Source organism: Kribbella sp. WER1 (genome assembly GCF_054189145.1).
Genome location: NZ_CM135186.1, coordinates 8,624,048 through 8,630,687 on the forward strand (window position 1 = coordinate 8,624,048; position 6,640 = coordinate 8,630,687).

Genomic DNA, 6,640 nt, shown 5'->3' on the forward strand with positions numbered 1-6,640 from the left:
GGGTTGGTCGAGGGGCGCATTTGTCAGCCGGTGACGGCCTGGTGGGTCTTCACGGGGGTGGGGACCGGAGCCGCGGGCGGGGTGTTCACCTGGGGCGGGGCCGGGTGGTCGACCGGGGGCTTGGGGGTGGGCTTCGGCTTGGCGGCCGGTTTGGCGCAGGTGGCGGAGGCCAGGTTGATGGTTTCGGCGCCGGCCAGGTTGATGCTCAGGCCGGTGACGGTGAACGCGCCGTCGGAGTGCTTCGCCTGGCTGTTGACCTTGATCGAGGCCAGCGGGTTCGACGGGAGGCTCGCGCCCTGCTTCGTGGTCGGCAGCTTGACGGTCTGGCCGAGCAGCGTCAGCGAGCCGATGTCGATGCCGCCGGTGTCACCCGAGCACCACACGTTCAGCGAGTCGATCGCGAGCAGCGACTTCGGCGGGTTGAGCAGCAGGTTGCACAGGTCCGGCAGGTTTTTCACCGGCAGGTCGGCGGTGCTCAGCTTCGGCAGCGGCAGCCCGAGGTCCGGCAGCGGCAGGTTCGGCACCGGCAGGTCCTGCGCGCCGGTCGACGGCAGGCTCGCGCACTGCTGCTTCAGCTCCGGCGGGATCTTCACCTGGCTGAGGATGTCCGGCCCGATCACGATGTCGAACAGCTCCACCGACGCCGAGTCGTTGCCCGCGGTCGCCGTACCGGCCCGGACCGAGATCAGCGGGTTCTTCGGCAGGTCGAGCGCGGAGGTCGTCTGCCGCTTGCCGTCCAGGGACTCGGCGTACGGCGTCTTCGCGACCGGCACCTGCCCTTCGGCGCTCACGGCGTACGCCGAGGACGGGCGGGCCGCCGCGTTGCCGACGGGGGCGCTCGCGACCAGGCTGAACGTCACGACGCCGGCCACGGCCGCAGCCGTCAGCGCCGTCGGAGCCAACTGTCGTCGCATCGGAATCTCCTTATTTGCTGTCGATCAGGACGAGCGTCCCGAGCGGAACCTTCTGCAGTTCGGCGAGCGCGGTCTTCGGCACCCGGACGCAGCCCGCGCTGATCGCCGCACCGAACACGTGCGGATTCGGCCAGCCGTGGATCGCGACGGTACCAGGTCCGCCACCGAACGTGTCCAAGGTGGGACTGTGCGCACCCAACGGGAGCACGATCGGCGACGCCGAGCGTTTGTGGTCGATGATCGAGCCGAGCAGGAACGTCCGGCCGGGCGGCGTCGGCGTCTTCTTCGCGCCGACCCCGGCCTTCCAGCTGCCCAGGCTCTTGTTGTCCAGGAACAGCTCCAGCGTCCGCGAGCTTGTGTGTACGCGGATCAGGTACGACGAACTGGCCCGGTCGAGGTCCGTGTCCTGGAGCCACCCGGTGGACCGGTTCGGCTTGGAGGGCAGCAGCACGCGCACCCAGCCGTCGGCCTGGTCGACCACCGGCAGCCAGGTCGGCCCGAACTGGGTCGGCGCGATCTTCCCGAACGCGTCGTTCGCGTCCGGCGACGCGAACAGCGCGACCTCGTGCCGCGGGTGCACGACGACGCCGCCGGTCCCGGAGTACGGCGACGCGTCGAGCGGCGCGGTGGGGATCGTGGTGGCTGTGGTCGACGCGGTCAGCGTGCTGAGGTCGACCGTCTTCGCCTGGCTCGCCTTGTTGCCGAAGATCCCGATCGCGGCGACCACCCCGAGCAGAACGAGCACGGCCAGCGCAGGGACCGAGCTACCGCCCCGCTCGTTGCGCATGCCCCGCATGTCGTAGCTCCCAGTGATCCCGGCGACGGCAGCCCGTCACCCCCCAGCTGTCCGGTCGAATATAAACCCACTGGTAACAACGGTCCACACCCAACCCAAGTTACGCCCGCGCGAACCCACCACCTGAGGCGCCAACCCTTCAGATGGCGGGTTGGGCTGGCGGTGTGCCGGCGGGGAACCCACCAGCGGAGAGGCGAACCCTCCAGGTGAGGGGCGAACCCTCCAGCGGAGAGGCGAACCTCGGAGGTGGTGGGTTGGGGTGGTGGTATGCGGGCGGGGAACCCGCCAGCTGAGGGGTCAACCCCGCGGGTGGCGGGTTCGGGTTACTCGCCTGGGTGGTTCTTGTTGCGGCGCTTCAGGTAGCGCTCGAACTCGGCCGCGATCGCCTCGCCGGTGGCCTCCGGCAGGTCGGCGGTGTCGCGCTGCTCCTCGAGCGAGTGCACGTACTCCGCGACCTCCGGGTCCTCCTCGCTGAGCTCGTCGGCGCCACGCTGCCAGGCCCGCGCGAGCTCGGGCAGCTCGCCCTCGGGGATGGTCAGGTCGAGCAACTCCTCGACCTTGCCGAGCAGCGCCAGCGACGCCTTCGGGCACGGCGTACCGGCGATGTAGTGCGGGATCGCGGACCAGATCGACACCGCCGGCACGCCGAGCGTGCTGCACAGGTCGGCGAACACACCGGTGATCCCGGTCGGTCCTTCGTACGTCGACGGCTCGAGGCTCCAGGCCGCGGTCAGCTCCTCGTCCGACGAGGACGCCGACACCGGGATCGGCCGGGTGTGCGGGGCGTCCGCCAGCAGTGCGCCGAGGACCACGACGACCTGCGCGTTCGAGTCGTCGACCAGCTCCAGCAGCTCCCGGGAGAACGCCCGCCAGCGCATGTTCGGCTCGACGCCGCGGATCAGCAGCACGTCCCGGCCGGTGTCGTCCGGGTGGGCCAGGTAGATCCGGGTGGTCGGCCAGGTCAGCTGCCGGACGCCGTCGTCGTCGATCGAGACCCGCGGCCGGTTCACCTGGTAGTCGTAGTAGTCCTCGGGGTCGATGGCTGTGACGAGCTCCGCGTCCCACTCGTCGATCAGGTGGTCGACCGCTCCGGTGGCCGCCTCGGCCGCGTCGTTCCAGCCCTCGAACGCGGCGATCACGACCGGGTCCCTCAGGTTCGCGAGGTCAACCACTCGCAGGCCCCCTGTCGTCTCTGTAGCCCACACCGGGACTGTCTGGTCAGCCGCCGGAATCCGGACTGCAAGCCTACGTGCTGAGACGGGGTCATGCGGTCCGTTTCACCCCAGGCGGAACGTGTCGCGGCCGACCAGGGAGAATGGAGCGGACGTGATCTCGGGAGACGACGAAGAGGAGCTGTAGTTGCCGGCCCTGCAAGCGGTGCTGTGGGACATGGACGGGACGCTGGTCGACTCCGAGAAGGTCTGGGCGGAGGTGCAGATCGAGTTGCTCGCGAAACTCGGTACGACCTGGACGCTCGAGGACTGCATGACCTTGATCGGCAGCGACCTGCGGGACGCGGTCAAGGTCTGGATGGCGCGCATCCCGGACGGCGTGATCACCGGCGAGGAGCTCGCGGAGCGGATGTTCTCCGAGGTGGTCGAGGCGCTCCGCCGGGAGGTCACGTTCCAGCCCGGCGCGCTCGAACTGCTGCAGGCGCTGCGCAAGGAGGAGATTCCGTGCGGCCTGGTGTCGGCGTCGTACCGGACGATGATCGACGCGGTGCTCGGGCATCTGCCGCCGGATCCGTTCGACGTGATCGTGGCCGGTGACGAGGTGACGCTGGGCAAGCCGCACCCGGAGCCGTACCTGACGGCGGCCGAGCGGCTCGGCGTGGATCCGGCGTACTGCGTGGTGATCGAGGACTCGATGACCGGGACCCAGGCCGGGACGGCGGCCGGCATGTACGTCGTCGCCGTACCGCAGTGGATCAGCATCCCGGACGCCCCGAGGCGGCTCGTGGTGAAGTCGCTGGAGCCGTTGACACCGGAGTCCTTGCGCGCGCTGCTCCGTTGACGGGCTACCGTCACTTGTGGCCCTCGGGGGCGTTGTTGCGGTTGTGGGCTGGGGAAAGGTGAGACGGTGAGCGAGTGGGTGCGCCGAGTGTCGGCGGCCGTGGCTGTGGGCGCGCTGGGGATGGTCCTGGCTGCCTGTGGTGAACCGGACGACAACGCCCCGCACTCGGGGGAGCAGACGCCGAAGCCGGTGCTGCTGCGGCTCGCGACCACGGACTCGGTCACCTCGCTGGACCCGGCCGGGGCGTACGACGTGTCCTCGCGGACCGTCCAGGCGAACCTGTACCAGACGCTGCTGACGATCCTGCCGGACAAGCCCACGCCGGTGCCGGACGCGGCGGACTGCCAGTTCGACTCGCCGACGACGTACACCTGCAGCCTGAAGGAAGGCCTGACCTTCGCGAACGGGCACGAGCTGACGTCGTCGGACGTGAAGTTCAGCTTCGACCGGCTCGTGAAGCTGAGGACGCCCGGTGGACTGGCCCCGCTGTTCGCGTCGGTGAAGTCGGTGAGTACTCCGGACCCGCTCACGGCGGTGTACAACCTGACCAGCCCGGACGCCCGGCTGCCGTACCTGTTGACCACGACAGCCGCGGCAATCGTCGACGAGCAGTCGTACCCGGCGGACGCCTTGCTGCAGGACAAGGCAGTCGGCAGCGGCCCGTACCAGCTGGCCGACTTCAAGCCCGGCTCCGAGGTCACGCTGACCAAGTTCGCGAACTACCACGGCCCGCGCGCCGCGCAGAACGACGGTGTCGCGATCACCACGGTCCCGAACGCCCAGGACCTCTACCAGCAGATCTCCACCGGCAAGGCCGACCTCGCGTTCCACGGTCTCGGGCCGGTGCTGCTCGACAAGCTCCGGACCGCGAGCAGCGTGCAGGTCGTCGACGCGGGCAGCGCGGAGATCCGGCTGTACGCGTTCCAGATGAAGTCGCTGCTGTCCCGCAACCCGGCGATCCGGCGCGCCGTCGCGCAGGTGATCGACCGGTCCGCGATCGCGAAGACGGCGTACGCCGACCACGTGACGCCGCTGTACTCCGTCGTACCGCCGGGCTTCGGCGGGCAGGTGGACGCGTTCCGGTCCGAGTACAAGCAGCCGAACAAGACCGCCGCGGCCGCGATCCTGAAGAACGCGAACATCGCCGTCCCGGTGCCGCTGACGGTCGGCTGGACGCCCTCGCAGTACGGCGTCGGCGCGAAGGCCGAAGTGCTGGAGCTGAAGCGGCAGCTGGAGGCGTCCGGGCTGTTCCGGGTGACGCTGCGGAGCGCGGAGTGGCCGCAGTACCAGGTGGCCGCCGCGGCCGGGGCGTACGACATGTTCATGACCGGCTGGACGCCGGACTACCCGGACGCGGACGACTACCTGCGGCCGTTCGTCGCGACCGACGGCGCGTTCGCGACGAACGGGTACCGGTCCGCGCAGGCGACCAAGCTGCTGCAGCAGCAACGGGGTGAGCAGAACAGCCTGCAGCGCGACCTCCTGATCGGCCAGCTACAGGGAGTGATCGCGCGGGACGCGCCGGTGATTCCGACCTGGCAGGGACAGGTCACGGTGGTTGCCGGCAAGGAACTGGAGAACGTGAAAAGCGCTCTCGACCCGCTGTCTTTCCTGTATCTGTCCGGATTACGGCACTGACACAAAAATGCCATGGCAGTAACGGTTCGCGAGGTCCCGGCGACCGTCGGTGCGACACCGTGGTTTACTGCGGATTGTCCACGATACGGGACGATTTCCTGACGATCACGATCGGGCAACGCAGCACTTTCCGCGTTTGACTCCGGGCTGTAATGGCGGCAGGTTAAGGCGGCAGTCATACCGGATTTCGTTCCGGTTCATCCGACGAACGAGGCAGGGGTACAGATCGCGTGAGCGCGCCACTCGAGGTCGATCCCGGATCAGCGTCAGCCCAGCCTGAGGCGCTGCTGGAAGGTGCCGGCAAGATCGAGGGCCGGTCGCTGTGGCAGATCTCCTGGATGCGGCTGAAGCGCGACAAGGTCGCGATCGCCGGCGGCTGTGTGGTGGTGTTCCTGATCCTGGTCGCGATCTTCGCGCCGCTGATCACCAAACTGGTCGGCGTCACCCCGAACGACTTCCACCAGGAACTGGTCGACGCCTCGCTGCAGACACCGATCGGCAAGTTCGGCGGGATCAGCTGGGACCACCCGCTCGGCGTCGAGCCGGTGAACGGCCGCGACATCTTCGCCCGGATCGTGTACGGCGCCCGGATCTCGCTGCTGATCGCGTTCCTGGCCACGCTGCTGTCGGTGGTGATCGGCGTCGTGATGGGCATCGTCGCCGGGTACTTCGGCGGCTGGGTCGACACCCTGATCAGCCGGCTGATGGACATCTTCCTGGCATTCCCACTGGTGCTCTTCGCGCTGGCGCTGGTCGGCGCCGTCCCGGACTCGATCCTCGGGCTCAGCGGCGACGCGCTGCGGGTCGCGCTGATCGTGTTCATCATCGGCTTCTTCAGCTGGCCGTACATCGGCCGGATCATCCGCGGCCAGACGCTGTCGCTGCGCGAACGGGAGTTCGTCGACGCGGCCCGCAGCCTCGGTGCGCGGCGGCCGTACATCCTGTTCTCCGAGCTGCTGCCGAACCTGATCGCGCCGATCCTGGTCTACTCGACGCTGCTGATCCCGACCAACGTGCTCTTCGAGGCCGGTCTGTCGTACCTGGGTGTCGGTGTCCGCCCCCCGACCGCCAGCTGGGGCGACATGCTCTCGATCGCGGCCAAGTGGTACGCGGTCGACCCGTGGTACATGATCTCGCCCGGCCTCGCGATCTTCGTCACGGTGCTGGCCTTCAACCTGTTCGGCGACGGGCTGCGCGACGCGCTCGACCCGCGGTCGCGGTAGGACTTCTCTCCAACCAGGGAGCCTGGGCTCTCACGAATAAAGGGGTGCAAGAAGAG

General features: G+C 68.9%; 6 protein-coding genes. 3 read left to right on the plus strand and 3 right to left on the minus strand.

The features are described 5' to 3' along the window. Positions 1-23: 23 nt before the first annotated feature. From ACXJJ3_RS41935 to ACXJJ3_RS41945, 3 genes are all read right to left on the minus strand, one after another. Positions 24-914: a hypothetical protein gene (locus ACXJJ3_RS41935; RefSeq protein ID WP_458167669.1), complete on the minus strand. Its 891-nt coding sequence runs from the start codon at positions 912-914 to the stop codon at positions 24-26. Between the two features lie 10 nt (positions 915-924). Next, positions 925-1,701: a L,D-transpeptidase gene (locus tag ACXJJ3_RS41940; protein WP_458167671.1), complete on the minus strand. Its 777-nt coding sequence runs from the start codon at positions 1,699-1,701 to the stop codon at positions 925-927. 332 nt (positions 1,702-2,033) lie between these two features. Further along, positions 2,034-2,882 carry a PAC2 family protein gene (locus ACXJJ3_RS41945; protein WP_458167672.1) on the minus strand — a complete coding sequence of 283 codons (849 nt, stop codon included), beginning with the start codon at positions 2,880-2,882 and terminating at the stop codon, positions 2,034-2,036. A 187-nt stretch (positions 2,883-3,069) separates the two neighbouring features. Between ACXJJ3_RS41945 and ACXJJ3_RS41950 the strand changes: the two genes are divergently transcribed. From ACXJJ3_RS41950 to ACXJJ3_RS41960, 3 genes are all read left to right on the plus strand, one after another. Continuing rightward, positions 3,070-3,723 carry an HAD family hydrolase gene (locus tag ACXJJ3_RS41950; RefSeq protein ID WP_458167673.1) on the plus strand — a complete coding sequence of 218 codons (654 nt, stop codon included), beginning with the start codon at positions 3,070-3,072 and terminating at the stop codon, positions 3,721-3,723. Between the two features lie 66 nt (positions 3,724-3,789). Continuing rightward, positions 3,790-5,361 (plus strand): ABC transporter substrate-binding protein, encoded by a 1,572-nt coding sequence (locus ACXJJ3_RS41955; RefSeq protein ID WP_458167674.1) that lies wholly within the window; start codon positions 3,790-3,792, stop codon positions 5,359-5,361. Positions 5,362-5,591: 230 nt separating this feature from the next. Further along, the gene (locus tag ACXJJ3_RS41960) at positions 5,592-6,584 is read left to right on the plus strand and encodes an ABC transporter permease (protein ID WP_458167675.1); all 993 of its coding nucleotides are present in this window, start codon (positions 5,592-5,594) and stop codon (positions 6,582-6,584) included. The last annotated feature ends 56 nt before the right edge of the window (positions 6,585-6,640 follow it).